A 25,484-nucleotide genomic window follows, 5' to 3' on the forward strand; every position below is an offset into this window, starting at 1 on the left:
GTATGATGTTTTCCTTTAAATTCGTATGGCCTTGCGCCATGCTCACCCCTAAATTGCCATTTATCAAGAAGGGGAGATCGGTGTCTTTACAATTATTATATTTTTGCCAGGCTATGAGATTAAATCGATGCATGAAAGCCGCCCTGCTTTCTTTTTTATTGTTTGTTGGTACCGTTTCTGCGCAGGCGCAGGATAAGTGGAGTTTTGAAAGATGTGTGGCGTTTGCATTGGAACATAACCTGACCATCAAGCAGTCGGAATTACAGAAGCGGCTGTCGGAACTTACCTATAAGCAGAACCAGCTTTCCCAGCTGCCCACGGTGAACGCGGGAGCCGACATCGGTTATAATTTCGGCCGTTCCATTAACCCGACCACCAACTCGTTTGACAATACCACCCTGTTCAGCAGCGGCCTTAGCCTCAGTGCCGGCGCCAACCTGTTTAACTTTATGCGGGTGCAGAACACGATCAAGGGAAGCAGATACGAACTCGAAGCCAACAGCTTCCTGCTCGAAAAAGCGCGGAACGATATGTCGTTCAACATTGCCAACGCGTTCCTGCAAATCCTGCTGGCCAACGAACAGGTGAAGATCAGCGAATCGCAGGTAAGCCTGTCGACCACCCAGCTGAATAACACCAAAAAGCTCGTAGCCGCCGGCTCCGTGCCTGAAAGCAATCAGGCCGACCTGGAAGCACAGCTGGCCCGCGACAGTTCTACGCTGGTGACTGCCCGCAACCAGGCGATCATCACGGTACTTACCATGAAGGCATTACTGAACCTTGATTTCAATATTCCTTTTGAACCGGAACTGCCGGGCAATATTAAGACTACGCCGGTATTAGATGTTGCGCAGACCGCACCGGAAATGGTGTTTTCCGCCGCACTGTCTAACCAGCCGCAAACAAAGGCCGACCGTGCTAACGTAATGGCTTCCGAACGTTACCTGGCCTCCGCCAAAGCGAACCAGTACCCCAGCTTACGCGCTGCGGGCAGTCTGGGGACCAACTACGCCGGTACCTCGCAGGAAGTATTTGGTGCGCCTGTATTCAGGGGCTTCGATACCATTGCAGCCGTAAACGTATCGGGTACAGAATATGGTGTTTACCAGCCGAACTATGGTTTCAATACGCGCAAAACACCCTTTGGCACACAGATCAGCAACAACTTCAGGCAGTACATCGGCCTAAGCCTGAATATTCCCATCCTCAACGGCTGGGCGAACAAAAGCGCCGTACATCGCGCCCGCATCGATCTCGAAAACCGTGAACTGACACAGGCGATTAACCGCCAGCAGCTGCGCCAGGATATTTATACCGCCCATGCCAATGCCGCCGCGGCCCTGCAGAAGTATCATGCCGCAGAATCAACCGAAGCTGCCTCCCAAAAAGCCTTCGACTTTGCGACCAAGCGGTACAATGTTGGTTTAATGAACTCGGTGGAGTATATTACTACGCAAACAAACCTGTATAAGGCACAGATCGATAAGGTATCTGCCCTCTACGATTATATATTCAAAATCAAATTGCTGGAATTCTACCGCGACCAGAAAATAACCCTGTAAACGCGCAGGAGCCCGGCCGAAACAGTCATGTTTATGAAAAAAAAGGAAAAGAAGAGTAGTCTACATTGTGCTGGGCCTGCTAGTCTTAATTGCCGCCATTTGGATCATTAAAGGCAGAAAAAAGGATGACGGGATTACCGTTGCTGTTGAAAAAACAGCCACGCGCGACATTATTGAAGTGGTTTCGGCTACCGGCAAAATTTACCCCGAAATTGAAGTAAAAGTAAGCTCCGACGTGTCCGGCGAAATTACCGACCTGCTCGTGCAGGAAGGCGATTCCGTAAAAAAGGGACAGGTGCTCGCCCGCATTTATGCCGACGTATACGGATCTGTAAAAGAGAAAGCATCGGCCATGGTAAGCCAGTCGCAATCGCAACTCGCCACCCGCGAAGCCACTATTGCTGCTTTCAAAGCACGGCTTGACCAGGCTAAAATCATCTACGATCGCAATAAGAAACTGCTTGAGGATAAGGTAATCGCGAAAACAGAGTTTGAAACAGCGGATGCCAACTACCAGGCGGCCCTGTCTGATTATAACTCCGCCATGCAGCAGGTGAACAGCGACCGCTTTGCTATCCGCAGCGCACAGGCAGATCTGAAAGAAGCCAATACCAATTTGGGGCGGACAACGATTTCCAGTCCCATGGGCGGTATCGTTTCCATGCTTCCTGTTAAGAAAGGTGAACGCGTGGTAGGTACGGCACAGATGGCCGGTACCGAAATGCTGCGCATTGCCAATATGAACGTAATGGAAGTACAGGTAGATGTGGGAGAAAATGATATCCCTAAAGTAAAATATGGCGATACGGCCGTAATTGAAGTGGATGCGTACAACAACCGTAAATTCAAGGGCCTGGTGACGCAGATCGCCAGCTCCTCCAAAGATGCGGCCAGCGCTACTGCCACCAGTTCCACCGAGCAGGTGACCAACTACATCGTACACATCCGCGTATTGCATAGTTCCTATGCCGACCTGTACGATCCGAAACACCCGAACATCTATCCGCTGCGCCCGGGTATGAGCGCCAGCGTGGATATACAGACCCGCTATGGTAAAGGGGTAACATCTATACCCATTACCGCCGTTACTACCCGCGATATGAACGATACGGGTAAAGTCCACGCTAAAGGCGGCAAAGGAACTAAAGGACCGGCTGCGAATGTGGACGAGGGGCCGGAAAAGAAGAAAGATATCCGTGAAGTAGTATTCGTATTGCAGCCGGATGGTACCGCTAAAATGCGCGAAGTAACCATCGGCATCCAGGACGATAATAATATCGAAGTACGCAGTGGCCTCAAGGTGGGCGAGCAGGTGATTGTGGCGCCGTACGCCGCCGTGTCGCGCGAACTGGAGAATAACAAAAAGGTGAAAGTGGTGCCTAAAAGCGAGTTGTTCACCGGGCCGGGCAAATAATATCCCGCAATATTATTTACATTGCAGGAAATTTCCTGGAACGTTGAGCATGGGTAATAAAATCGGTATTATCGGCAGCGGCAGCTGGGCTACGGCTTTAGCAAAAATCCTGACCGATAACGGGCACCAGGTGGGTTGGTGGATACGCAATGAAGATACCATCCGGCACCTGCAAACAAGACATCATAACAAGCATTATCTTACTTCTGTATATTTCGATACACAACTGCTGCACCTCAGCAATTCGGTGGCCGACATTATAGCGGCCAGCGAATACATTATCCTCGCCGTGCCTTCCGCATTCCTGCGCGAAGTCCGGCGCCGCTCTCCAATGATGCGTTGCAGGATAAAAAGTGGTGAGCGCCATCAAAGGCCTCATTCCCGGCGATAATATGCTGATCAACGACTTCCTGGCAGAAACATTCGATCTGCCAAGGGAACAGTATTTTACGATTACTGGCCCCTGTCATGCCGAAGAAGTAGCGGCAGAGAAGCTCTCGTACCTGACGTTTTCCGGTGTTGATCTGTCGGACACGCAACTGTTGGCCGACCTGTTCACCAATACTTACTTACAAACCATCGTGAATCGCGATGTACTGGGCGTACAGTTCGCCTCCGTGCTGAAGAACATTTATGCACTGGGCAGCGGCATTGCACACGGACTCGAGTACGGCGATAACTTTCTGAGCGTATATACGACCAACTGCTTCCGCGAAATGCAGGTGTTCCTCGAAACCTACGAGCGCCAGCAGCCGGAGGGCGACGCCACGCAGCATAACTATAACGCCAGCGCCTATCTCGGCGATCTGCTGGTAACCTGTTACTCGCTGCACAGCCGCAACCGCACGTTCGGTAATATGATCGGGAAAGGATACAGTGTAAAGGCCGCGCAGCTGGAGCTGAACATGGTGGCCGAGGGGTACTACGCCGCGAAGTGCATCTTCGAGATCAACAAAACCATCGGTGCGCATATGCCCATCGCACAGGCGGTGCACGCCATTCTCTGGGAGGGATTAAACCCTGCCGAGGCTTTCCTCGCTTTGGAAAAAGAGCTAATTTAGTATTTAACCAACTTTTGATACCTCCTCAGCCGCCGTTGTGATTTACTTCGGCGGCTGTACTGTTTTAGGGCATAATGGGTGGTGAATGCAGTCGAAAAATGTGGTGAAAGCGCTTGAAAGTGGGGCTGGAATCGGAGTAAGTCCTATAATCCTTCGATGATCCCTCGGTGATCCTTCGGTCATCCTTCGGTTAAACCCCGTCAAAACCGCGTTGCGACCGAACAACACCGAGGGATCATCGAAGGATGATAGAAGGACGATTCTTACTACTGCTTTCGCTGATCCTTCGCTTATCCGACGTTAAAACCGCTGTCACAGCCACTTGAGCGTAAGATGAGCGAAGGATCAGCGAAGGGGGCAGTTAGGATGCTTAAGAGAACAATTCAGCGGCGATGCCATCGGCAAAGAACTTCCCTTCGCGGGTGAGCCGCAGTATGTTACTGTCGAGACGCATCAACCCTTTTGCAATGAAATCCTCACTGGCTTCCGGGATCTCTGCACTTTTATCCTGCCCGAACCTTTCCGCCACTACGCTTAAATCGCAGCCATTGGCGGTGCGCAGGGATATCATAATAAACTCGTTCAGCATCATGACCGGTGTCAGCGTTTCAACTTCAAAAGGCACCTGCCCCTGTTTGATGGATTGAATATACAGCGCATTGTTCGCCACGTTCCACTGCCGAGATGTGCCGTTAAACGAGTGGGCGGAAGGGCCCAGACCCAGGTAGGACGTGCCTTTCCAGTAACTGCTGTTGTGGCGCGAATGCCAGCCGGGCAGCGCGAAGTTGGATATTTCGTAGTGTTCGTATCCCGCGGCGGTGGCCCAGTTCATCAACATTTCAAGGTGACGGGCGGCGCGGTCGGGATCTATGGGTTCGATTTTGTTCTTCTCGATGAAATGGTCGAGGGCGGTGCCAGGTTCCACGGTAAGCGCGTAGCAGGAGAGGTGGGGAACACCGAGTTCTATAGCTTTTGCCACGTTCTGCGCCCACCGTTCGTCGGTTAGCGTGGGACCGCCGTAAATCAGGTCGATGCTGATATTGGTGATGCCCGCTTTGCGCGCCTCCGTGATGCAGTTTGCTGCCTGTTCCGCGTTGTGTGCCCGGTTCATCCAGCGCAGGTCGTCTTCGAAAAACGATTGAATGCCGATGCTCAGGCGGTTCACACCGGCCGCAGTCAGTTCTGCCAGCTTTTCGGGCGTAAGATCGTCGGGGTTCGCCTCTAAAGTAATTTCCGGGTTGTCTGTAACAGGAAAAAGGGAGCGTGCCTTATTGAGCAGCCGTTGTACATCGCCGGCTGGCAGTATGCTGGGCGTGCCACCGCCGAAATACAGCGTGGATACGGGCGCATCGCCCAGGTAATGATGCTGGAGATCCATTTCCGCTAACAGGCAGTCCGTCATTTCGCCACGGTGCTGCTGCGAAGTGGAAAAATAAAAATTACAATAGTGACACGCCTTTTTACAGAAAGGAATATGAATATAAATGCCGGCCATTAAAAAAGAAACTGATCGAATATTTGCAAACCTCAAAAATACAAGGGAGTTTTGTCAAAATTTCGGAACAAGAAATAGTTGCACTATATTCGGTGCGGCAGTCAAAAATAGCTATCCGTGCGAATTGTATCTTTCCTTGTCTTATTATTTGCTTCCTTCCCGCTGTTCGCGCAAACGGACACGTTACCCGCCGCTGCTGTAACGCAGCCGCCAAAGCCCGCCGTTCGCATAACAACGCCCAAAGTTAAGATAGATTCCTCGATCCTCCCGAAACTGGCTGCAGACTCGGCACAGGCGGAGCTAAAAGATAGCACGCCAGCGGTTAATCACTACGATACGGCGATGGCCGGTCTTGCAAAACGTAACCCGCTGCTAAGCATCAAAGCCGATCATCCCTACTACGATATCAATCCCCTTCACGACGTGCCGGACGAAGACTGGCTTGTATACACGGTGGCCGGCGTCCTCCTGTTGCTGGGCATAATCCGTGCGGCCTACGTCAAATATTTCTCCGACCTGTTTCGTGCGTTTTTCAATCCCACGCTTAGCCAGCGCCAGTTGAAGGATCAGCTGTCACAGTCGCCGTTCCCTAACTTTCTCATGAACGTATACTTCGTGATCAGTATGGGATTGTACCTCTATTTACTGATGAAGCGCTTCGATTACCCGGTTGAAGAAAAGGCCCGGATCCTTATCCCGGCGCTGATCGTACTGGTAGCGGTGGTGTATTTCGTTAAATATATAGTGCTGCGGTTCTGCGGCTGGCTGTTCGGTAACGCCGAACTGATCGACGCTTATGTGTTCGTGCTCTACCTCATCAACAAAATATTAGGCATTTTGCTGGTGCCGTTTTTAGTGCTTTTAGCCTTCGGTAAACCCGAATTAGCCATGGTCATGCTCTATATATCATTATTCTGTATAGTGTTACTGATTGTTTACAGGTATATAAGGTCTTATTCATTGGTTAAACAATACTTATCTTTCAGCAGATTGCATTTTTTCTTTACCTTTGCGCATTCGAAGTTGTGCCGGTGTTGATTATAACAAAGGCGTTACTAAAACTATTGGTTAACTAGTAATTCAAATTACTGCGATTGTTAACGACAAGAGCAAATTACGTATGACTAAAGGCGGGCCAAAAAAGAATTGCAAGAAAAACAACTGTCAATCCTAATTTCCCAACCTAAGCCAGAGACAGAGAAATCCCCTTACTACGACTTAGCAAAGAAATTCAATGTGCGACTGGATTTTCATCCGTTCATCCGGGTGGAAGGTGTACCTGGAAAGGATTTTCGAAAGCAAAAGGTAGATATTCTCAACTACACTGCTGTCATTTTCACCAGTCGTAATTCCGTGGACCACTTCTTCAGGGTCTGCGAGGAGCTCAAGCTGAAGGTTTCCCAGGATTGTAAATATTTCTGCATTACAGAAGCTGTTGCTTTGTACCTGCAGAAGTTCATTCTTTACCGTAAACGTAAGGTGTTTTTCGGGGCTGATGGTTCTACCAAAAGCCTGTTGGACGTCATGAACAAGCACAAGGAAAATGAAAAGTTCCTGTTCCCGAGTTCAGACAGCCAGAAAAAAGACATCGAGGAATGGATGAAGGCGAACAAATGCGAGTATGCAACCGCCAGCCTGTACAAAACCGTTTCCAATGATGTGAAAGACGTGCTGTCGGCCACTTCCTACGACCTGATCGTGTTTTTCAGTCCTTCGGGGTGAAGTCGCTCTTCGAGAATGTGCCCAAATTTAAGCAAAACGGTACTGCAATCGGCGCCTTTGGTCCCACCACTTCCGCAGCGGTGGAAGAAGCAGGTCTTCGCCTCGATCTTAAAGCGCCAGCTCCCCAGGCACCGTCTATGGTTGCTGCTTTAGAAAAATATCTGAGCGAGCTGGGCAAAAAATAAACAGAATTCATAAAAATATCATTACTTGCAAGGGAACGGCCAGAGCCGTTCCCTTGCTGCGTTTGCGCGGCCTGTAATTTGAGAGTTATTTTATAAAAGCCGATACACAACATGCCTGCACATACCAACAGGCTGGCCGGAGAGGCCAGTCCTTACCTGCTTCAGCACGCCCATAACCCGGTAGACTGGTACCCGTGGGGCGAGGAAGCCCTGCAGCGGGCGGTTGCCGAAGATAAGCCCATACTCGTGAGCATTGGGTATGCCGCCTGTCACTGGTGCCATGTAATGGAACGCGAGAGCTTCGAAAATGAAGCGACAGCGGCCATTATGAACGAGCATTTCATCAATATAAAAATAGACAGGGAGGAGCGCCCCGACCTCGACCACATTTATATGGACGCACTGCAGGCCATGAGCGGGCAGGGCGGCTGGCCGTTGAACGTATTCCTGTTGCCGAACAGGCAACCGTTTTATGGTGGCACTTATTTTCCACCGGTGCAGGCATATAACCGTCCGTCGTGGACGGAAGTTTTACAGGCCATAGCGGCGGCTTTCCAGGAAAAGAGAGGGGAGTTGGAGGAGCAGGCCAAGCATATGACGGAGCACCTGGAAAACGCCAATAAATTTGGCGTAGATGCGGCGAAGAGCGTAGAACTGGTGCCGGTAGCCGAGCTGTTTACCAAACAACAGTGCCACGATGCGGCGAAAGCCATCATGGCGCAGGCGGATAAAGAATGGGGCGGATTTGGCCGTGCGCCAAAATTCCCGGGTACCTTTTCCATCCGTTACCTGTTGCAATATGATCACGCTTTTGGCGATGAAGCCGCAAAGGCACAGGCCTTGTTATCGCTGGACAAAATGATCCAGGGCGGGTTGTATGACCAGCTGGGTGGCGGTTTTGCGCGCTATTCCACAGATGCCATGTGGCTGGCGCCGCATTTCGAGAAAATGCTCTACGATAATGCGTTGCTGATAGACGCCATGGCGGACGCCTACCAACTCACTAAAAAAGAAATCTACCTCGATACCATCACCCACACAATGGAATTTATCCAGCGGGAAATGACTTCGCCCGATGGAGTGTTCTATGCTGCGCTGGACGCAGATTCTGAAGGAGTGGAGGGCAAGTTTTATACCTGGTCGAAGGAGGAGATCGAAAACATCCTGGGCGACCAGGCAGAGTTGTTCTGCCGGTTTTACGATGTACGGGACGGGGGAAATTGGGAACACACAAATATTTTATGGGTTACCGAACCGCTCAGTGAATTTGTAAAAGGGACCGAATTAACCATTGAACAGCTGCAAGTTATGCTCGCCGAAAGCCGCGCAAAACTGCTACAGGTGCGAAATAAACGCATTCGTCCGGGGTTGGACGATAAAATATTATTAGGCTGGAACGCGTTAATGATACACGCGTGTTGCAAAGCGTACAGCGTAAGTGGTACAAAATCGTACCGGCATATGGCAGAAAGGGCCATGACCTTTTTGCTGGACGCGCTGCAACAACCTGGTGGAAGCGGGGCTCTATACCATACTTACAAAAACGGCGCTGCCAAATACCCTGCTTTCCTGGACGACTACGCGTATGTGATCAGGGCGCTGATAGCGCTGCAGGAAGTGACGGGCAATCTTTTCTACATCCGCCGTGCGAAGGCGCTGGCGTCTTTGTGGAGGCAGCTTTCGGCGATGAAGAAGAAATTTATTTTTACTATACGGCAACCGGTCAAACCGACGTTATCGTACGTAAGAAGGAAATTTATGATGGCGCCGTCCCCAGCGGTAACGCAGTAATGGCCTGCAACTTGTGGTACCTGTCCATCGTATTCGATGAGCGACAATGGGCAAAAAGAGCAACCGGTATGTTAGCCGGGCTGGCACAAACGACGGTAAGATATCCCACCTCGTTTGGCGTATGGTCTGGGTTGCTGATGCAGTTGGTGCTGGGAACCAAGGAATTAGCGGCGGTTGGCCCCGAATTTAACGACAGATTGGATGAGATAAACAGCCGGTATATTCCCTTCAAAGTGTTGCTGGGGGCGGAAAGAGACGAGCCGGACATGCCGCTTTTACAGGGCAGGGGGAATTTAAACGAAACATTAATTTATTTATGCGAGCATTATGCTTGTATTAAGCCTGTGAAATATATATCAGAAATATATAATTTGTAATGAAAATTGATTATTTTTGATTGTAATCTCAAGATTTTTTGGCTGATATAATAAAATGTTAAAAATCTCGTTTAAATTAGTTACAGATATAAAGCGGGGTGTGAAAAAGTTGTGTAAAAAGTAACTACGGATTAAAAATAATTATTACATTTGCTATCTTTCTGATAAACAACCAGGTGAAACGTGATGATCAAAAACTGTTTAAAAGGTTGGCAGAAACGCATCTGGCAGGTAAAAGGAAAACGCATATTCTAATGAAAGTCACCCTTATGAAGATTAATTATTGCAAAGGGCTTTTGGCTATATTGCTGCCTGTTTTGCTGGCAAGTTGCGGCGGCAGCAAGACTCCAAAAAACGCACAGGGGCAACTGATCGGTGTGAGCCCCAGGCCCAAGTATTATCCTCCTGTACCTTATGGAATGGTGTATGTGCCGTCCGGAACTTTTCACATGGGCCCCAGCGATGAGGACGTGAACTATTCCTTCACAGCCAGAAACAAGGCCATCTCTATCTCAGGTTTTTAATGGACGCGACCGAGATCACGAACAATGAGTATCGCCAGTTTGTGGGTTGGGTAACCGACTCTATTGCCCACGTATTAATGGGGCATGTGAAAAATGCGGACGGTATTGATTATGTGGACTGGAAACAAAAGATCAACTGGAAGGACAAAGCGACCCTCGACAAGATCGATGCGTTGTTATATTCCGAGGAAGAGCGTTTGTACGGCCGCAAGGAGATTGATGTAAAAAAATTGAAATTTCACTCTGAAACCTTTAACTGGGACCAGGCAAAGCTGCGTGAAAACGCGAATGTGCCGCGTTCTAAGTTCGTGGTGAAGAAAGATACAGAGATTTACCCCGATACGCTTTGCTGGATCAGGGACTTCTCCTACGCTTATAACGAGCCGATGACCAGGATGTACTTCTGGCATCCGGCCTTCGACAACTACCCGGTAGTTGGCGTAACCTGGCACCAGGCAAATGCCTTTTGCGAATGGCGCAGCCGCTTCTGGGACGATTACCGCACTTCTCACAAACTGTATACGGAAGATAAGTTTCAGCTGCCTTCCGAAGCACAGTGGGAATATGCAGCCCGTGGCGGCCGCGAACAGGCGCCTTACCCATGGGGAGGTTACTATCCACGTAACAAAAAAGGTTGTCTGCTGGCTAACTTTAAACCTGGTCGCGGTAACTACCCGGAAGACGGCGGTTTTTACACCGTACGCGCCGATGCTTACTGGCCTAACGACTATGGTTTGTACAACATGGCTGGTAACGTAGCCGAATGGACACAGGATATCTTCTATGAAAATGCATATTCTTTTACTTCGGACATGAACCCTTACCTGCGTATGGACATTCCGGACAACGCAGCGCCGAAAATGAAGCGTAAAGCAGTAAGAGGTGGTTCATGGAAAGATATAGGTTACTTCCTTCAGAACGGTACACGCTCATACGAGTTCCAGGACAGTGCTAAATCCTACATCGGTTTCAGGTGTACGATCGCCTTCCTTAGCCGCTCTAAGAACGACTTCAACAAAAAATAAAGACCGATAGCTATAGGGTGTTGAAAACCCTGCATTTCAAATCAAGTCATGAGAACACTATATTCTATAAAGAGCTTTTTAACCTTTAAAAAAAACACAAATTTTAATCTAAAATTTTGACCTATGGCTATGAATAACTCTACTGGGAAATGGCTGAATTTTGGTGTTTGTACTGCTGCTGCCGTTGTAATTATGGGAGCGCTGTTCAAAATTCAACACTGGAAAGGCGCCGACGTTGCGCTGATCGTTGGATTATCCGTGGAAGCGATGATCTTCCTGATCTATGCATTTATTCCGGATAACTCGCATGCAGCAACGCCTGTTGAAGTGACGGTTGCAGGTGCAGGTCCGTCCAGCACCGCTGCAATGGACAAAATGCTCCAGGAAGCAGACATTACTCCCGCAAACTTAAAACGCCTGAGCGAAAACTTCCAGAAACTGGGTACTACAGTAGAAGGAATGAAAGACGTAAGCAACGTTGTTGCCGCAACCGGCGAATACACCGCAAAAACTAAAGAAGCTACACAGGCCCCGGGCGCAGTGACCAACGCGTACACCAGCGCAGCAGCCGCAGTTGCTTCCTTCAACGACGCTTCCGGCTCTACAAGAACGTTCCATGAGCAGGTACAGGTAATGACCAAAAACCTGGCTTCTCTGAACGCGATCTATGAACTGGAACTGCAGGATACCAATAATCACCTGAAAGCAATGAACACGTTCTACAGCAACCTGCTCACAGCTTCCCAGGCGATGACAAACAGCGCAGAAGACGCCAAGAAAACGCAGGAGCAAATCTCCCTGCTGGCGAAGAACCTGGGTAACCTGAATACCATTTATGGTAACATGTTGACTGCAATGCAAGGCAGATAAGGTATCGCATATAGATTGGAACAAAGACATTAATCTAAAATTTGTAAACAACTATGGCACTACCTAAAGAGCCCAGGCAAAAGATGATTAACATCATGTACCTGGTTTTGACGGCTATGCTGGCGATGAACGTATCAGCAGAAATCCTCAATGCTTTCGACATAGTAAATGATTCTATCATCACTTCGAATAAATCTATCGACACAAAGAATAACGTTACCTACGATCAATTCGCAAAACAGGTAGCGGAAGATGCCGCAAAAGCAGGGCCTTATAAAGAAAAGGCCGATAAAGTGAAACAACTTGCTGCAGAAGCGGTAGCCTACATCGAAAGATTGAAGGATACCATTATCATGCAGAGCGATAAGTTAGACAAAGTTCCTGCTGATAAACAACTTGTAAAAAGAGACGATCTGGATGCTCCTACACGCATCATGGAAAATGGCAAATCCGGCCCCAGGCTCGAAGCCATGTTGAAAGAGTTGCGTGTAAACATGCTCAACCAGGTAGATCCCAAGGAAAGACCGGCGATGGAAAAAAACTTCCCGCTGAACATCCAGGTGGGTCATGCTAAAACTGGTCATGGCGACGAAAAAGGACCTAAGTCCTGGACGGTATACCACTTCAACATGGTGCCTTCAATCGCGGCCATCACCATCCTGAGCAAATTCCAGAATGATATCAAAAACTCCGAGTCGATGATTATCGACGAGCTGTTTAAAGAAATCGGCGCTAACGATATCCGTTTCGATGCCATGGAAGCATTCGTTTCCATGAACTCGAAAAACTTTACGCCCGGCCAGCAGCTGGAAGCTAAAATTGCGATCGGTGCTTACAGCACTACGGTGAACCCGGAAATTATCGTAAATGGCGCTACACTGCCGGTGGTAAACGGTATCGCTACTTTCACCTCGCAAACCGGTGCGGTGGGCGAACACAGGCTGACAGGTTCTATCTCCCTGAAAAAGCCCAACGGTGAAACGATTACCCGCCAGATCAACGAGGTGTATAATGTAGGTGCTTCTGCTACCGCGGTTTCTGCAGATAAGATGAACGTACTGTACATCGCTGTGGGCAACCCGATCTCCATCTCTATCGCTGGTACGCCTGCTGAAGCAGTTTCCGCCAGGATCGAGGGTTCTCCGGGCGCACGCATCGAGAAAACTGCTCCTGGTAAGTTCGTAGCGCATGTTACCACACCCGGTAAATGTGTGATCGTTCCGATCAGCGGCGACGGCAAACCGATGGAAGGCAAAGAATACCGCGTGAAAATGATCCCTGATCCGATCGCGATGGTAGGTTTGGCTAAAAGCGGCTCTGTTAAAACTGCAGACTTCAAAGCACAAACTGGTGTAAGGGCTGTACTGGAAAACTTCGAATTCGAAGGTGTTAGATACGATGTAATGGGCTTCCGTATCGGGGTAGACGCAAAAGGTAAAGACTATGTGGACGAGGTGGCTAATTCACCGATCTTCCCTGGTCCTGCACAGGCTGCGATCAGATCACTGAAACCCGGCGACCGCGTTTATATCGAAAATATTAAAGTGAAAGGTCCGGATGGTAAAGTACGCGAGATCCCGTACAACCTGACCTACAATCTCAACTAAGTCAAAGTATAAACCTCATTGGTTATGCGAGCAGAAATGATTAAACATATTGGTTTTGGCGCGCTGTTGCTGACAGCAATCGCCAGCACAGACGCAGATGCACAACGCCGTCGTCGTACAGATACGCCACCGCCGACTACTGAGCAGCCCCCGTAACGAATCCTGCTACCGGTAACCCGGTAACACCTCCGCCAGCCGGCGTTGCACCAGCATCGGCTACTAACCCGGAGATTCCGGCGCCGATGGCACCGGGCAGCGATACGCCCAGGAAATCGCTCCGTATCGATGGTGTGGTGGAAAGAACGCTTAACCGCGAACGTATCCCCATCCAGTACGATTACATCCGCGAAGACGACCGCTTCTGGGAAAAAAGGCTCTGGCAGGTAATTGATACCCGCGAGAAAATGAACCTCCCCTTCCAATACAACGTGGAAGATGAAACCGGTGTAAACCAGCTGTTCATCAACATTCTGCTCGAAGCCATCAAGAATAATGAAATAGAGGCCTTCAGCCCGGTAGACGACCGTTTCAGCACGAAACTGAGCTGGCAGGAAATTCAAACTAAAACCGGTGGTGAGGAAAGAACGGTGAGAAGCATCGACCCGGTGACCGGCGAAGAAAAGCTGGTAACCACCCGCGATGAGTTCAACCCGCTGACCGTGAAACAGTTTAAAATCAAGGAAGTTTGGGTATTCGACAAAGAAGCGTCTGCACTGAAAGTGCGCATCCTCGGCATCGCGCCGCTGATGTCCCGCTTCAATGAAGACGGCTCCTTCCGCGCCTCTGTACCACTGTTCTGGGTTTACTACCCCGACCTGCGTCCTGTACTGGCCAAATACGATGTTTACAACCAGAACAACGACGCGGCTACCATGAGCTGGGAAGACCTGTTCGAGATGCGCTTCTTCTCCAGCTATGTAGTGAAAGAGCAAAACAACTACAACCGCGAGATCCGCCATTACATCAAAGACGGTGTAATGCAACTCCCGGAAGGTCAGTCTATCAAAGAAAAGATCTTCAACAAGGAGCAGGACCTGTGGCAATACTAATCGTGTAACGACAAATCCTGTATAAAGAGGCTGCCCCACCTGGGGCAGCTTCTTTTTTATATCTTTCGGAAGATATGGATACCACTTCCCTCAAATCTGCCGTATATGCCACCTTGCAACTGCCCGACGATGCCTGGGAAGACCTGGCCGCCTGCTGGGAGCCGGTTACTTTTAAGCGCAAGGAAATGGTAACCGCGATCGGGGAAGTGGAGCGCTATGTATACTTCGTGCTCGATGGTGTGCAACGCGCCTTTTTCCTGGAGGGCGACCGTGAAGCTACGCTGGTATTCAACTATACAGGTTCCTTTTCCGGTGTGATCGATTCTTTTCTGTTACAGCAACCTTCCCGCTATTATTTGGAAACCCTGACTGCCTGTCGTTGTTTACGTATGTCTTACGCCGATACAGCCCGTTTAATGGACAAACACCCGATGGTCGAGCGCTGGGTACGTATCGGCACTACGTGGGCCTTATCGGGCGTAATGGAGCGGCATATAGAAATGCTGACGAGCAATGCGGAACAGAAGTTCCGGAAGCTCCTGAAAAGGAGTCCCCATGTACTGCAGATCATCCCGCATAAATACGGCTTCTTACCTGGGTATAGACCCGGCCACTTTTTCTAAGTTGATGGGCTCCATCCGTCTTGAATAACGCCTTTCTCAAAAATGTTGATCTGCACCAAGATTTTCCGTGGCGGGCCATACTACTTTTGCATAAACACTTTGAGATATGAAAACATTTGACCGCCTGCAACTCATTTATGCCCTGCAAACCGACGTGGTACGCATCGAAACCGCCATCAAAGAACAGTTGTCCTGCTTAACCCCCAGCGTATTATTACAAGCCCCCGAACCCGGCAAATGGAGCATTGCTCAATGCCTCGAACACCTGAATGGTTACGGCCGTTATTACATTCCTCACCTGGAAGCTGCCATCAGCAAAGGCGAACAGCTAAAGGCCATTGCGCCGGCAACGTTTCGCAGCAGCTGGTTAGGTAATTACTTCACCAACCTGATGAAGCCGAAAGAAGACGGTACACTGAAAAGTAAAATGCAATCGCCGAAGGACCATCGCCCCGCGCCCGCGCTGGATGCTGCTGCGGTGTTGCAGGAGAGCTTACATCAACAGCAACAATTGATGCGTTTATTGCAACGCGCGGAGAAAATAAATCTGCAAACATTAAAGGTGCCCATATCTATTAGCAGGTGGATCAAACTCTCTGCCGGCGATACTTTCCGCTTCCTCATCGCGCACGAGCAAAGGCATATACTGCAGGCGCTCCGCGTTAAGTCGGCTATAACAGGTGTCAAAGATATTTCACCGGCCATTCTCCTTGCCATATAACAGGCCACAGTAAAGGCTTTGCGCTGCGTAATAAATGTTGTAACAAGTGTGTTACACCGCGTTGATATTTGGGATGATAACAAGCCCTTAACATAAGAATAATCAACCCATCACTATTTTTATATCGTGCAGCTAAAGTCAATGCTGTACCAGCAATAAGCCTATAATCAACCGGTAAAACCGGGGTTCAAATATCTGTGTCTTTTAATGGTTAACTTGGGGAATGAGCCTGGTTATACAACCGGGCTCCCTTTTTTAAGACACTTTATCCTCTCCTTTGTGAAAATAATCATACACGATCTTTCCTTTTGCCTGCCCGATTTCCTTTACTAGATCATCCAGCGATAATGCTTTTACTTTCGTGACAGAACGGAACGTTTGCAGCAGCTGCGTAGCGGTGTTTTCACCAATGCCTTTAATGCCTTCCAGCTCGTTTTTAAACGTGCCTTTACTGCGCTTCTGGCGGTGAAAGGTAATACCAAAGCGGTGCACTTCGTCGCGTATGCGGCGGATCAGCTTCAGGCTTTCACTGTCGTAGGGGAGTTTGATAGACTGGCTATCACCAGGGAAAAATATTTCTTCTTCGTTTTTGGCGAGACCAACAACCGTCATGCTGCCAATAAGATCGAGTTTGCGGATACTTTCGAGCGCCGCGCCCAGCTGGCCTTTACCACCATCGATGATGACCAGTTGCGGGAGTGGTTGCTGCTCGTCCAGCAGGCGTTTATACCGGCGGTACACCACCTCGGTCATGGATGCAAAGTCGTTGATGCCTTCTACCGTTTTAATGTTGAAATGACGGTAATCCTTTTTCGACGCCACCCCGTCCTTAAACACCACGCAGGCAGACACAGGATACGCGCCCCGGAAGTTGGAGTTATCGAAACACTCGATGTGTACGGGCAGCTCCTGCAGCTCAAGATCCGCCTGCAATTTATACAGCACGTTCTTTTTTCCATATCGCTTTTGCCTTCGAGGTGCAGTATCTTCTTTTTGTATAACTCTTCGCGGAAGTAATTCACATTTTTGGTAGAGAGGTCCAGCAGTTTCTTTTTATCGCCGCCTTTAGGCACCGTTACCGTCACATTCTCTTCGGGATAGATGATCTCGAACGGCACGATGATTTCCCGCGTAAGGCTTTTAAAAGCTTCACGGAGATAGGAGATTGCGTATGGCAATACCTCTTCATCGGTTTCCTCGAGTTTTTCTCCAGCGTGATGGTTTTTGTATCGGCAATCGTGCCGTTCAGTACGCGCAGGTAGTTAATGTACGCATGATTGCCCTCGCTGATTACCGTAAATACGTCGAGGTGGCCGAGACGGCTGCTGACGATGGTTGATTTGGCTTTATAGTCCTGCAGACTTTCAATTTTCTTACGGGTGATTTCCGCTTTTTCGAATTCCATGTTCATCGCATGCTCCTGCATTTGCTCACGGAACATATTAAGCACGGGGAGAGGTTACCCCGCAGGATTTCCTTTACCTGCTGCAGTCCTTCGCGGTAGTCTTCCTCATCCTGCCGCCCTTCGCAGGGACCTTTACAGTTGCCCAGGTGATATTCGAGGCATACCTTAAACTTTCCCTTTTCAATATTTTGTTTAGAGAGATTGAGGTTGCAGGTGCGCAGCGGGATATTGTACCGGATCACCTCCAGCAGTTCGCGTACGCGGCCCACGGAGGTAAAAGGGCCCAGGTATTCGGAGCCATCTTTGATCACGTTACGGGTCAGGAATACGCGGGGAAATGATTCGTGTTTGATGACGATAAAAGGATATGTTTTATCGTCCTTTAACTCAATATTATACCTGGGTTTAAACTGCTTGATGAGAGAGTTCTCAAGCAAAAACGCGTCCTGCTCCGAATCAACGATCGTAAACTCAATATGGTGGATGTTTTCTACCAGCTTTCGCGTTTTATAATTATCGTGATTTTTAACGAAGTAGGAACTAACCCTTTTACGCAGGTTAATCGCCTTTCCCACGTATAGCAGTTCGTTGCTTTCGGAAAAGTACTTGTAAATGCCTGCGTGGCTGGGTATGGTGTGCGATATTTGTTGAAACTCTGCTGCGGTCATAATTACTCCTTGTTTTGCGCGCCAAACTGCACGTTCACTTCCATTTCTTCTTCCGCCAGGAACGCTACTTTTTGTACCGTGGTGATGCGGATTCCTTTGTTGCGCTCGTAATGCAACTCCTGTTTAAACCGGTACAGCAGGTTGTTTGCTGCCGATGTAATGTCGGCCGAACGCAGCTGCCTGTCCCGGCCTATATTCAGTATCACCTGCGAGGGCCGGCCCTGGTTGCCTTTTGCCATGTACATCACGGAAGTATCGCCATTAAACTCATTGGCGATTTTAGCCTCGCTGTAGGCGTCCTGCAGCGATGGCTTACTGATATCCGCTTCCATAAATGGCTGGAACAGCGCCGGGAGACTGGCGGTATCTGCCAGGGTAGTGGTGCTGGTAGTGCCGTTCAGCCGCACTGTTTTGGTGACGGCGGGACGTTGCTGCTCCACTTTGGCTGCCTCTTCTTTAAATATCTGTTTCAGGTTCCGGTAGCTGCCTGTAGGTTGTGCCTGCTGCTCCGTGCCGGTACAGGCGGCCAACCCCATCAGCGTACCCATCAGCGATAACCGGGCTATTGATCTCATAGCCACAAAATTAAGGGAAAACCGGCGCACCGGCGGTGTTAACATGTACTGAAAAAATAATGCGCCGTTGAGACGGCGCATCTGATGCATGAGCAAATCTGTCGAGAGCACTAAAGCGTTACACCGATTTTAAAGGCAAACCGGTTAATATTATATTCAATTGTTCGTTTGTAGTCTGCCACCTGTTCTCTTGCCTCCCCTTTGGTGGCTGCGTACTGGTAACCAATACTCAGCAGGAAGGCGTTACGCTCGTTCCAGTGAAACGCCGTACCGATTCCCAGGTCCACAAAGGGGGCGAACGTTGCCGGTTCCCACTTCGTGTAATCAATGGTCATCGTAGTAAGATGCAGGATTCCCGGATTTCCATAAATGAACGGCGTTATTTTTTTATCGAGTATATAATAACGCAGGTCGGCATTTACCATCCAGCCATTTAGTTTGTTCAGGTTACGGTCGTCTACCTTGAACAACATGAATTCCGGAAGCCGGCCCCGATACCTGCGGAGTAGTGCTTGTGGAAACGATAACCGAGAGCGCTTTTAATCACGATCCCGGCATCGCCTCCGGCATTTCCGTAAAGCATGCCTGTTTCCGTAATATTATAAAGAACATTTTTCCGCTTCACTGCAGGCGTTTGTGCCTGACTGTTAGTATACGCGAACAAGAAAAGCAGTACAAGGATAAAAACACGTGTCATCGTTGTTAATGCTTGCTGGTTATAGCGATTTTACTCAATAAAACCGGGTTGTTCAAGTTCTTGTAATCGTATTGATATAATCCATCCAGTGCACTTACCAGTAATAAATTATCATGTGGGATCACGTCATAAGTTTCGAGGCCTTCGAGCCATTTAACGGTCTTTATGTCTAAAGTATTGCTGGCGTCTAAAAACTTTAATCCTGATTTTCCTTCGCAGATAAACAGTCGTCCGTTATCAATACCCAGTCCCCATGGATTTTCATCTCGTATGTTTTAATCCGCTTAGGTTGTGTGATGTTTTTACATCCAGCACATCCAGCTGATTGGCGGTGCCCGTACAAGTGTTGCCATTGCGCAACGTCACATAGGCCACATCATTTTCTACTACCACCGGATCGCATGCCCGCATATGTTCAAAGCGGCCTTTCAGTACCGGCGCTTTAGGGCTGGCAGCATCCATGATGTACATGCCCGTTGAAGCGCCTACGAACAGGTATTGTTTGTAGGGGAACAGTGTTTCAATGCCGAACGGCATAGGCGTACTGGTCGACAGTACCGGGTTTTGCGGTTGTGCAATATCAAAGGCGTGAATCGTATGTTGGTCGATGGTGTATAATGTTTGGTTCATCACCGTAAACCGCGCCATGGAACCGCCTTTGGTAATGCCTCCACCGCCGCTATTGCTGCTGGCGCTGTTCAGTGCCTGTCCGCCGCTGGCGCTGGAATAATAAAAACCATCGTAACATACGTACACAAGCGGGCCTGAACATTCTTGTTCGTACGTTGTATCACGCGGTGCGTAGCCGGTGATTAACGTATCGCGGCTGTCGGTGAACCGGTACTGATACGCGGTCGTAAAGGCAAAGTCTGACCGGTTTTTCAACTGCGGTGCAGCAGGGTTGCTGATGTCAAAGACCAAAAGATCCATGTAACTGTCTGCATACAGGGTATTGCCCGTAATGGCCAGATCTACGTTTCCAGGGATGTTAATGAATGAAATATTTCTTGGCTTCGAAGGATTACTGTTATCAATAACGTGGATACCCTTATTCAGCTCGTTCAAAAAATATAGTTGCCTTTCATGTAAATTTTCCCCGGCGCAGCTATTTCCGCGGGAGCCTGAATCTGGTATTCCGCACGGACATCGGCGGTAGCCTTCAATACCGGCGTGTACATCGTGAGCGTAACGGTTGTCTTGCACTTGTCTTTTACACATCCCTGGTGACTAATCCCAATTGCGACTGCTGCAAAAAGCAGCCATGATTTGTAAAGAGCTTGCATGAGGGGATAATTTGCTTGTTAAACGGGGGAGGAGAAGTAAAAGTTACAGGTAGCGAAAAAATCCCGTTCTGTATGAGGATCTTAAGAGGATCTTAACTGGATGGTTACTGGATTGTTACTGAAATCGACCTGTTTCAGTAGTAAACAGCCGGATTTTAGTTACAGTTAGTTACGATCCCCTGGGGATGCTCTTATTATTGCCTTCATCAAAGAGGTAACGAAAGGGGAGAGAACAACTGCCGTGGTTTGGCTGAAGGAGTGGCTCAAAGGTGTCTAACTGCTTAATCAACAGCGAGTTAGTTAAAAAAGCCCCGGTCATGAACTGCCGGGGCTTTACGAACGTATTTTTGTAAACGTTATACGAGGATGTTACCGGTCATTTCTTTCGGAACCGGCAAGCCCATGAAGTGCAAAATGGTGGGTGCGATATCGCCCAGTTTGCCGCTTTTTACAGGGCCTCTGAAGTCTTTGTTGATGATGAACAGCGGCACCAGGTTCAGGGAGTGCGCGGTGTTCGGCGTACCGTCTTCGTTTACCATGAAGTCGGCGTTGCCATGGTCGGCGGTGAGGAACACGGTGTAGTCGCTAGCCAGGGCGGCGGTTACAACGCGCGCTACGCAGGCGTCTACGGTTTCAACGGCTTTTACTACTGCCGGCCAAACGCCGGTATGGCCCACCATGTCCGCATTCGCGAAGTTAAGTACCACGAAGTCAGCGCTTTTGGCTTCCAGCTCGGGTACAATCATGTCGGCGATCTGGTTGGCGCTCATTTCGGGTTGCAGGTCGTACGTGGCCACTTTCGGAGAAGGCGCCAGCAGTCTTCGTTCGCCCACGAATTCCGCTTCGCGGCCGCCGGAGAAGAAGAACGATACGTGCGGGTATTTTTCAGTTTCCGCGATGCGGATCTGTGTGCGGTTATTTTGTTCCAGCACTTCGCCCAGCGTCATGGTCAGGTTGTCGTTCTCAAAAATAACGTGCACGCCTTTGTACGATTTGTCGTACTCGGTCATGGTAGTGTAGTTGAGCGCCAGCGGGTACATGCCGAAGTCGGCAAACGGTTCCTGCGTGAGTACCTGCGTGATTTCGCGGCACCGGTCGGTGCGGAAGTTGAAGCAGATCACGGCGTCGCCGGGCTGTATAGTTGTAAGTGGCTTCTGGCCGTCTTCTGAAACGATGATCGGTTTGATGAACTCGTCCGTAACGCCTTCGGCATAAGAGGCTTTAACGGCGGTGATCGGGTTCTGGGTGTAAGTACCGGTGCCGTGTACCATGGCATCGTAAGCCAGTTTTACGCGCTCCCAGCGTTTGTCGCGGTCCATCGCGTAGTAACGGCCGGTAATGGTGGCCAGTTTGCCGGTAGTAGCGGCGAGGTGGGGAAGCAGGTCTTCCAGGTAGCCCAGGCCGCCTTTGGGATCGGTATCGCGACCGTCGGTAAAGGCGTGTATAAATACGTTGGTGAGGCCTTTTTCCTTCGCGATCTGCGTAAGGGCCTTCAGGTGATTGATGTGCGAGTGTACGCCGCCATCGCTCACAAGGCCTATCAGGTGCAGGGCTTTGTTGTTATTAAGTGCGTAGTTAAGCGCGTTTTGCAGCTGCCCGTTGGCAGCCAGTTCGCCGGTGCGTACGGCCACATTGATGCGTTGCAGTTCCCGGTAAACAATACGGCCTGCGCCCAGGTTCAGGTGGCCCACTTCGGAGTTGCCCATCTGGCCTTCCGGCAAACCTACGTCTTCGCCGCAGGTGATCAGGGTGCTATGCGGATATTGTTGGTATAAAGCGCTTACAAAAGGCGTTTTCGCGTGTGAAATGGCGTCGGCGGCAGGCACTTTGCCCAGGCCCCAGCCATCCATAATGATCAGGATTGCTTTCTTATTTTCCATACAATATCCCAGGCTTTTTATATTTTAATATGAGGTCGTGAAATTAGAAAAAAAAACAGCGTTCATCACGTGAATGTTTGCCTACGCTAAAAAATATGAGGCTTTCACGGCCCTGATCTATTACATGCCAAATAGTTTCTATAAATTGAACGCTGATTTATATAGCACAATAGTGCTATTTTGTAAGCTGATGCTGTGTTTGGCATGCTTTTGGCGTCTCAAGTAACCGATAAAAAGTATATTAAAAGAACGGACATGAAAAAGATATTTTTTGCACTGGCTTCCCTTCTGGTAGTAGGAATGTTCTCCGCATTCACACTGTTCGCAGGGCCATTCGACGATGTGGTCGGTGCAATCAAAAAGAGCGACGCGGCTGGATTGTCCCGTTACATGGATAACTCTATTGACATTACCATCGGTGGTAAATCCGCCTCTTACAGCAAGGCGCAGGCGGAAATTATCCTCAAGGATTTTTTCGGTAAAAACCAGGTGAAAACAGTCGAAGTGATCCATAAAGTGGAAAGCGGCAATGGCTCCGTGATGGCAGTAGCCAACGTGGCCAGCGGCGGCGGTAATTACCGTACTACCATCTACCTGATGAAAAAGGGTAACAACACCGTACTTAACGAGCTTAAATTCGAGAATAAATAAACCAAAAGTTGAAATTAATTGTAAAAGCCCCGGGTGCTTCGCTTAAATTGCGGAGCACTTTTTATTTTTGGGCCCGCGATCAAAAGAAGGATTATGAACGAGCAAGCACTCAGCGCTTTTATTACGGCCGCACTGGCCGAAGATATTGGTACCGGCGATCACAGTACACTGGCCTGTATTCCCGCCGCCGAAAGGGGCAAGGCCGTATTAAAGATTAAGGAAGATGGCGTACTGGCCGGTATGGAAGTGGCTGAGGCTATTTTCCGCCGCCGGATTCAGAAGTAGTGTTTACGCCCTTTAAGAAGGATGGCGATGACATGAAATACGGCGAAACTGCGTTTGAGGTGAGCGCCACGGTACATGCGCTGCTCTCCGGCGAGCGCCTGGCGCTGAACTGTATGCAGCGCATGAGCGGCATCGCCACGCTTACCCGCACCTATACCGATAAGCTGAAAGGTTATCATACCCGGATCCCGGATACCCGCAAAACCACGCCCAACTTCCGCATGCTGGAAAAAGAGGCCGTGCGCATCGGCGGCGGCGTTAATCACCGGATGGGATTGTACGATATGGTAATGCTGAAAGATAATCACATCGACTTCGCCGGCGGCATTACTGCGGCGGTAGAGCGTACAGTGGCGTACCTGAAGGCGAACAACCTGCCCCTGCAAATCGAAGTAGAAACCCGTACCCTGGCCGATGTGGAGGAAGTGTTGAAGGTGGGACAGGTGCAGCGCATTATGCTCGACAACTATCCGCCCGCCCGCATTACGGAGGCGCTGGCGTTAATCCAGGGGCGTTACGAAACGGAGGCTTCGGGCGGTATTACGCTGGCCAACCTGGAAGACTACGCCAAAACCGGGGTGGACTTCATTTCCGTTGGCGCGATCATACACCATGCTGTAAGCCTTGACCTAAGTCTGAAAGCGGTTACGCAATAAACGCAAACCTATTTTCTTGAAAAAGATCCTCATCATTATTAACCGTAAGGCTGGTACCGATCGCGAAAAGCGGATGGAGCAGCACGTACAGCGTTACCTGCCCGAAAACCAGTTTGAAGTAAATACCCGTCACCTGGAATACCTGGGCCATGGCGCCGACCTGGCCCGGGAAGCCGTGCGCGACGGCGTGCACGTGGTGGTGGCTGTAGGTGGCGACGGCTCCATTAACGAAATTGCGCAGGGGCTGGTAGGCGGATCCACGGCACTGGCTATTGTGCCCCGCGGCAGTGGTAACGGGCTGGCCCGCGCCCTGAAAATTCCGCTGGATGTGCCGAAGGCGCTCCAGCTGGTGGCGGCTAACAAGCAGCTGCCCATGGATGTGGGGTATGCTAATGAATACCTGTTTTTAAGCAATGCCGGCGTGGGTTTTGATGCCTTGATCGCAGACCGGTTCCGGCACAGCAAAAAGCGGGGCCTTGTGAACTACGCGCGGCTCATTCTTAGCTACTTCCGCCGTTACCGGCCCGAGGCGTACGATATGCAGATCGATGGCAGCGCGCAGAAAACACCTGCTTTCCTGCTAACAGTAGCCAATGGCAACCAATTCGGCTACGAGTTCAAGATTGCGCCACCGGCAAACGTGTTCGATGGGGTGCTGGATGTTTGTATTGTAAAGCCCGTTCGTTTCTGGGACCTGTTGCCGATCAGTATCCGGTCGCTGGCAGGGAATATTCATAAAAGCCGCTACATGCAGCATGAGCGCGGTAAGGAGATTGTCGTGAGCAGTCCCGGCCTCGATAGTTTGCAGGTTGATGGCGATGCCGTGGAGCTGAAAGGACGGGAAGTGCGCTTCCATGTTGTTCCGGCGGCATTGCGTATTATTGTACCATAAATAAAAGGTAATGAATAAGAAGAAAAATAACCCTGGCGGGATTGTGTACTCCACCAACCCCGATTTCTCATTCGATAACGGTCCCGAAGAGGAGCAGGATACGCTGGCGCCCGGTCAGCAGCGGCTGAAAGTGTTGCTGGACAAGAAGCAGCGTGCCGGTAAGGTGGTGACGTTAGTGGAAGGCTTCGTGGGTAAGGCGGAGGATCTTGAAAAGTTGGGTAAAGACCTGAAAACCAAGTGTGGTGCCGGCGGTAGTGCTAAAGACGGTGTGATACTGGTGCAGGGCGATTATCGGGAGAAGGTGATAAAATGGCTGCAGGATTGGGGATATCACGCGAAATAGTCAATAAAAAATATTTGAAGAAAGAGGGGGTGATCCGTTCGGGTCGCCCCTTTTGCGTTCCGGCGGATGAGTATGGTACTTGTTATCGGTGTGTGATTTTATGTAATGTGTGGTTGAAGTGCA

Annotated in this window: 30 protein-coding genes and 1 pseudogene; 22 read left to right on the top strand and 9 right to left on the bottom strand. The window is 49.7% G+C overall.

Features of this window, described 5'->3' with window-relative positions; all coding sequences use genetic code 11:
• Positions 1-131 precede the first annotated feature (131 nt).
• The 4 genes from MKQ70_RS29420 (at position 132) to MKQ70_RS29435 (ending at position 4,037) form a co-directional block, all read left to right on the top strand.
• Positions 132-1,562 carry a TolC family protein gene (locus MKQ70_RS29420; protein WP_248077730.1) on the top strand — a complete coding sequence of 477 codons (1,431 nt, stop codon included), beginning with the start codon at positions 132-134 and terminating at the stop codon, positions 1,560-1,562.
• Between the two features lie 67 nt (positions 1,563-1,629).
• Positions 1,630-2,976, top strand: a complete 1,347-nt coding sequence (locus MKQ70_RS29425; protein ID WP_248077732.1) for an efflux RND transporter periplasmic adaptor subunit — start codon at positions 1,630-1,632, stop codon at positions 2,974-2,976.
• Positions 2,977-3,025: 49 nt separating this feature from the next.
• On the top strand, positions 3,026-3,367 hold the full coding sequence (locus MKQ70_RS29430; protein ID WP_282457707.1) for an NAD(P)-binding domain-containing protein: 342 nt from the start codon (positions 3,026-3,028) through the stop codon (positions 3,365-3,367).
• Positions 3,333-4,037, top strand: coding sequence for an NAD(P)H-dependent glycerol-3-phosphate dehydrogenase (locus MKQ70_RS29435; RefSeq protein ID WP_308199248.1), 705 nt, complete (start codon positions 3,333-3,335; stop codon positions 4,035-4,037). The genes MKQ70_RS29430 and MKQ70_RS29435 overlap by 35 nt, the downstream gene beginning before the upstream one ends.
• A gap of 370 nt (positions 4,038-4,407) precedes the next feature.
• Here MKQ70_RS29435 and hemW read toward each other — a convergent pair whose 3' ends face one another.
• Positions 4,408-5,532, bottom strand: coding sequence for a radical SAM family heme chaperone HemW (gene hemW, locus MKQ70_RS29440; RefSeq protein WP_248077733.1), 1,125 nt, complete (start codon positions 5,530-5,532; stop codon positions 4,408-4,410).
• A 117-nt stretch (positions 5,533-5,649) separates the two neighbouring features.
• Here hemW and MKQ70_RS29445 point away from each other — a divergent pair, with 117 nt between their 5' ends.
• From MKQ70_RS29445 to MKQ70_RS29500, 13 genes are all read left to right on the top strand, one after another.
• Positions 5,650-6,570, top strand: coding sequence for a DUF4271 domain-containing protein (locus tag MKQ70_RS29445; RefSeq protein ID WP_248077734.1), 921 nt, complete (start codon positions 5,650-5,652; stop codon positions 6,568-6,570).
• A gap of 198 nt (positions 6,571-6,768) precedes the next feature.
• Positions 6,769-7,254: a uroporphyrinogen-III synthase gene (locus tag MKQ70_RS29450; RefSeq protein ID WP_248077736.1), complete on the top strand. Its 486-nt coding sequence runs from the start codon at positions 6,769-6,771 to the stop codon at positions 7,252-7,254.
• On the top strand, positions 7,251-7,439 hold the full coding sequence (locus MKQ70_RS29455; protein WP_248077737.1) for a uroporphyrinogen-III synthase: 189 nt from the start codon (positions 7,251-7,253) through the stop codon (positions 7,437-7,439). The genes MKQ70_RS29450 and MKQ70_RS29455 overlap by 4 nt, the downstream gene beginning before the upstream one ends.
• A gap of 111 nt (positions 7,440-7,550) precedes the next feature.
• Positions 7,551-9,230 carry a thioredoxin domain-containing protein gene (locus MKQ70_RS29460; RefSeq protein WP_248077739.1) on the top strand — a complete coding sequence of 560 codons (1,680 nt, stop codon included), beginning with the start codon at positions 7,551-7,553 and terminating at the stop codon, positions 9,228-9,230.
• 68 nt (positions 9,231-9,298) lie between these two features.
• Positions 9,299-9,607, top strand: coding sequence for a hypothetical protein (locus MKQ70_RS29465; protein WP_248077740.1), 309 nt, complete (start codon positions 9,299-9,301; stop codon positions 9,605-9,607).
• Positions 9,608-9,783: 176 nt separating this feature from the next.
• Complete coding sequence (locus MKQ70_RS29470) at positions 9,784-10,131, top strand: hypothetical protein (protein WP_248077742.1); 348 nt, start codon at positions 9,784-9,786, stop codon at positions 10,129-10,131.
• Positions 10,131-11,156 (top strand): T9SS ring complex lipoprotein PorK/GldK, encoded by a 1,026-nt coding sequence (gene porK / locus MKQ70_RS29475; RefSeq protein WP_248077754.1) that lies wholly within the window; start codon positions 10,131-10,133, stop codon positions 11,154-11,156. Before MKQ70_RS29470 ends, porK begins: the two co-directional genes overlap by 1 nt.
• Positions 11,157-11,285: 129 nt before the next feature.
• A complete protein-coding gene (gene porL / locus MKQ70_RS29480) occupies positions 11,286-12,026 on the top strand; it encodes a type IX secretion system motor protein PorL/GldL (RefSeq protein ID WP_248077756.1) in 741 nt (246 codons plus the stop codon).
• A gap of 53 nt (positions 12,027-12,079) precedes the next feature.
• Positions 12,080-13,633, top strand: coding sequence for a type IX secretion system motor protein PorM/GldM (gene porM, locus MKQ70_RS29485; RefSeq protein WP_248077758.1), 1,554 nt, complete (start codon positions 12,080-12,082; stop codon positions 13,631-13,633).
• 24 nt (positions 13,634-13,657) lie between these two features.
• A complete protein-coding gene (locus MKQ70_RS39990; protein ID WP_282456865.1) occupies positions 13,658-13,789 on the top strand; it encodes a hypothetical protein in 132 nt (43 codons plus the stop codon).
• A gap of 86 nt (positions 13,790-13,875) precedes the next feature.
• The gene (gene porN, locus MKQ70_RS29490) at positions 13,876-14,682 is read left to right on the top strand and encodes a type IX secretion system ring subunit PorN/GldN (RefSeq protein WP_248077760.1); all 807 of its coding nucleotides are present in this window, start codon (positions 13,876-13,878) and stop codon (positions 14,680-14,682) included.
• A 74-nt stretch (positions 14,683-14,756) separates the two neighbouring features.
• Positions 14,757-15,305 (top strand): Crp/Fnr family transcriptional regulator, encoded by a 549-nt coding sequence (locus tag MKQ70_RS29495; protein ID WP_248077762.1) that lies wholly within the window; start codon positions 14,757-14,759, stop codon positions 15,303-15,305.
• 106 nt (positions 15,306-15,411) lie between these two features.
• Positions 15,412-16,026: a DinB family protein gene (locus tag MKQ70_RS29500; RefSeq protein ID WP_248077764.1), complete on the top strand. Its 615-nt coding sequence runs from the start codon at positions 15,412-15,414 to the stop codon at positions 16,024-16,026.
• 255 nt (positions 16,027-16,281) lie between these two features.
• Here the strand turns inward: MKQ70_RS29500 and MKQ70_RS29505 are convergent, their stop codons facing one another.
• From MKQ70_RS29505 to gpmI, 8 genes and pseudogenes are all read right to left on the bottom strand, one after another.
• Entirely contained in the window at positions 16,282-16,971 is a 690-nt protein-coding gene (locus tag MKQ70_RS29505) for an excinuclease ABC subunit UvrC (RefSeq protein WP_248077766.1), read from the bottom strand.
• Between the two features lie 122 nt (positions 16,972-17,093).
• A pseudogene (locus MKQ70_RS42890) lies at positions 17,094-17,204 on the bottom strand (hypothetical protein); the annotation flags it as partial.
• 229 nt (positions 17,205-17,433) lie between these two features.
• Positions 17,434-18,099, bottom strand: a complete 666-nt coding sequence (locus MKQ70_RS29515; RefSeq protein WP_248077776.1) for a GIY-YIG nuclease family protein — start codon at positions 18,097-18,099, stop codon at positions 17,434-17,436.
• 2 nt (positions 18,100-18,101) lie between these two features.
• Positions 18,102-18,674 carry a hypothetical protein gene (locus tag MKQ70_RS29520; protein ID WP_248077778.1) on the bottom strand — a complete coding sequence of 191 codons (573 nt, stop codon included), beginning with the start codon at positions 18,672-18,674 and terminating at the stop codon, positions 18,102-18,104.
• 110 nt (positions 18,675-18,784) lie between these two features.
• On the bottom strand, positions 18,785-19,147 hold the full coding sequence (locus MKQ70_RS29525; RefSeq protein WP_248077780.1) for a hypothetical protein: 363 nt from the start codon (positions 19,145-19,147) through the stop codon (positions 18,785-18,787).
• Positions 19,148-19,632: 485 nt separating this feature from the next.
• On the bottom strand, positions 19,633-20,436 hold the full coding sequence (locus tag MKQ70_RS29530) for an LVIVD repeat-containing protein (protein WP_248077781.1): 804 nt from the start codon (positions 20,434-20,436) through the stop codon (positions 19,633-19,635).
• On the bottom strand, positions 20,433-20,654 hold the full coding sequence (locus MKQ70_RS29535) for a hypothetical protein (RefSeq protein WP_248077791.1): 222 nt from the start codon (positions 20,652-20,654) through the stop codon (positions 20,433-20,435). Before MKQ70_RS29535 ends, MKQ70_RS29530 begins: the two co-directional genes overlap by 4 nt.
• Positions 20,655-21,010: 356 nt before the next feature.
• The gene (gpmI, locus tag MKQ70_RS29540; RefSeq protein WP_248077793.1) at positions 21,011-22,534 is read right to left on the bottom strand and encodes a 2,3-bisphosphoglycerate-independent phosphoglycerate mutase; all 1,524 of its coding nucleotides are present in this window, start codon (positions 22,532-22,534) and stop codon (positions 21,011-21,013) included.
• 255 nt (positions 22,535-22,789) lie between these two features.
• Here gpmI and MKQ70_RS29545 point away from each other — a divergent pair, with 255 nt between their 5' ends.
• The 5 genes from MKQ70_RS29545 (at position 22,790) to MKQ70_RS29560 (ending at position 25,361) form a co-directional block, all read left to right on the top strand.
• Positions 22,790-23,185 carry a DUF4783 domain-containing protein gene (locus MKQ70_RS29545; RefSeq protein ID WP_248077795.1) on the top strand — a complete coding sequence of 132 codons (396 nt, stop codon included), beginning with the start codon at positions 22,790-22,792 and terminating at the stop codon, positions 23,183-23,185.
• A gap of 93 nt (positions 23,186-23,278) precedes the next feature.
• The gene (locus MKQ70_RS39995) at positions 23,279-23,470 is read left to right on the top strand and encodes a hypothetical protein (protein WP_282456866.1); all 192 of its coding nucleotides are present in this window, start codon (positions 23,279-23,281) and stop codon (positions 23,468-23,470) included.
• A complete protein-coding gene (gene nadC / locus MKQ70_RS29550; protein ID WP_308199249.1) occupies positions 23,470-24,126 on the top strand; it encodes a carboxylating nicotinate-nucleotide diphosphorylase in 657 nt (218 codons plus the stop codon). Before MKQ70_RS39995 ends, nadC begins: the two co-directional genes overlap by 1 nt.
• Before the next feature lie 16 nt (positions 24,127-24,142).
• A complete protein-coding gene (locus MKQ70_RS29555; RefSeq protein WP_248077797.1) occupies positions 24,143-25,018 on the top strand; it encodes a diacylglycerol/lipid kinase family protein in 876 nt (291 codons plus the stop codon).
• 10 nt (positions 25,019-25,028) lie between these two features.
• On the top strand, positions 25,029-25,361 hold the full coding sequence (locus MKQ70_RS29560) for a translation initiation factor (RefSeq protein WP_248077799.1): 333 nt from the start codon (positions 25,029-25,031) through the stop codon (positions 25,359-25,361).
• The last annotated feature ends 123 nt before the right edge of the window (positions 25,362-25,484 follow it).

Origin of the sequence: Chitinophaga sedimenti, assembly GCF_023156195.1 — a bacterium.
GTDB lineage: Bacteria > Bacteroidota > Bacteroidia > Chitinophagales > Chitinophagaceae > Chitinophaga > Chitinophaga sedimenti.